Genomic DNA, 1,164 nt, shown 5'->3' on the forward strand with positions numbered 1-1,164 from the left:
GCGCCGAGCAACTCACAGATCACCGTGATGGGCACGACCGCGGCGAGATCACTGACAAGGTCGAACTCGGCGCTGCCGAGGGCCCTGTCCACCAGGTGCTCGGCGGTCCGTTCGACAAGCGGGCGTAGCCGGACCACCTCGCGGGGAGTGAACGCCTTGCTGACCAGCCCGCGCAGGCGAGTGTGGTCCGGTGGGTCCATCCGGATGAAGGAACCCGGAATGTCATCGGCCGCCACCCCCGGCCGGATGGGACTAATCCCAGCGGAGTATCCGTGCCCCCATCGGGGGTCGCTCAGAACCGTCATGCAGTCGTCGTGTCCGGTGACCAGGTGAGCGCCGAGCGGGGTCGGGACGAGTGGACCGAGCTCGCGGGCAGCACGGTAGTAGGGATACGGGTTGGCGCGGTTCTCGGGGCTGAGCATGTCGAAGACCGTCTGGATCGGCTCGGGGGCAGGCATCGTCCTCGGTGTCTCCTCGCGTCGTCGCCCGCCCGACATCCCGCCGCCCGCCCGGCAACACCCTCGTACAACAGACATCAGCGATCAGCCGGGCGAGGGGAACAAGCTGGCCCTTTGCCTCTCGTACACTGCCCGGACCCGGGTTCCCCCAGCCCGGCGAATCAGCACCCGCTATCGAACGATCCAATCCCTCCGCGGTGGGCCAGCCCACCGACCAGCAGTGACCACCCGCTCCACAACGGCAACGGAGGGTGTGTTGCAGCCAGCCGGCGCGTTGATCGGGAAGGCCGGGTAGAAATGCGTCGCTGTCACATCGGCTCTGAGGCAGAGCTGCATCCACCGCTACCGGCCGATCTTGACCGGACCTTTCCCGTCTGAGGACTGAGCATCCGGCCTCCGAGCATCTTGCGGACGCTCATGTCCTGATCATCCGAGGGATGCACTCCCTCGATCGCCGGCCGTGGCGGCCTGTGGGATCACCTCGCAGCGTAGGACTGCCGCCTCACCTTCCGGGGTCTCGATGACCTCGCCGGTGGGCCGGTACACCACCGTGTGCGGGTTGAGCCATGACGTGCCGAAGGTGAGCGTCTGGCCAGGGCGGACCACGAAGGTGCCGCCATGGAAGGGCCCGTCGTCCAGGATCGCAAGCGTCACGCCAGACAGCACCATGCTCGGTGACTTTAGGTGTCCTCCTCGGGCGTCGCCA

The 1,164-nt window shown here is 67.3% G+C and carries 1 protein-coding gene and 1 pseudogene; both read right to left on the reverse strand.

The genetic code is table 11. The features are described from left to right. Positions 1 to 458 (reverse strand): annotated as a pseudogene (locus tag AC559T_RS13325) (cytochrome P450); the annotation flags it as partial. 426 nt (positions 459 to 884) lie between these two features. Beyond that, positions 885 to 1,127 (reverse strand): hypothetical protein, encoded by a 243-nt coding sequence (locus AC559T_RS13330; RefSeq protein ID WP_498868900.1) that lies wholly within the window; start codon positions 1,125 to 1,127, stop codon positions 885 to 887. Positions 1,128 to 1,164: the final 37 nt, after the last annotated feature.

This window comes from Frankia sp. Hr75.2 (assembly GCF_949319125.1).
In the GTDB taxonomy this organism is placed as follows: domain Bacteria; phylum Actinomycetota; class Actinomycetes; order Frankiales; family Frankiaceae; genus Parafrankia; species Parafrankia soli.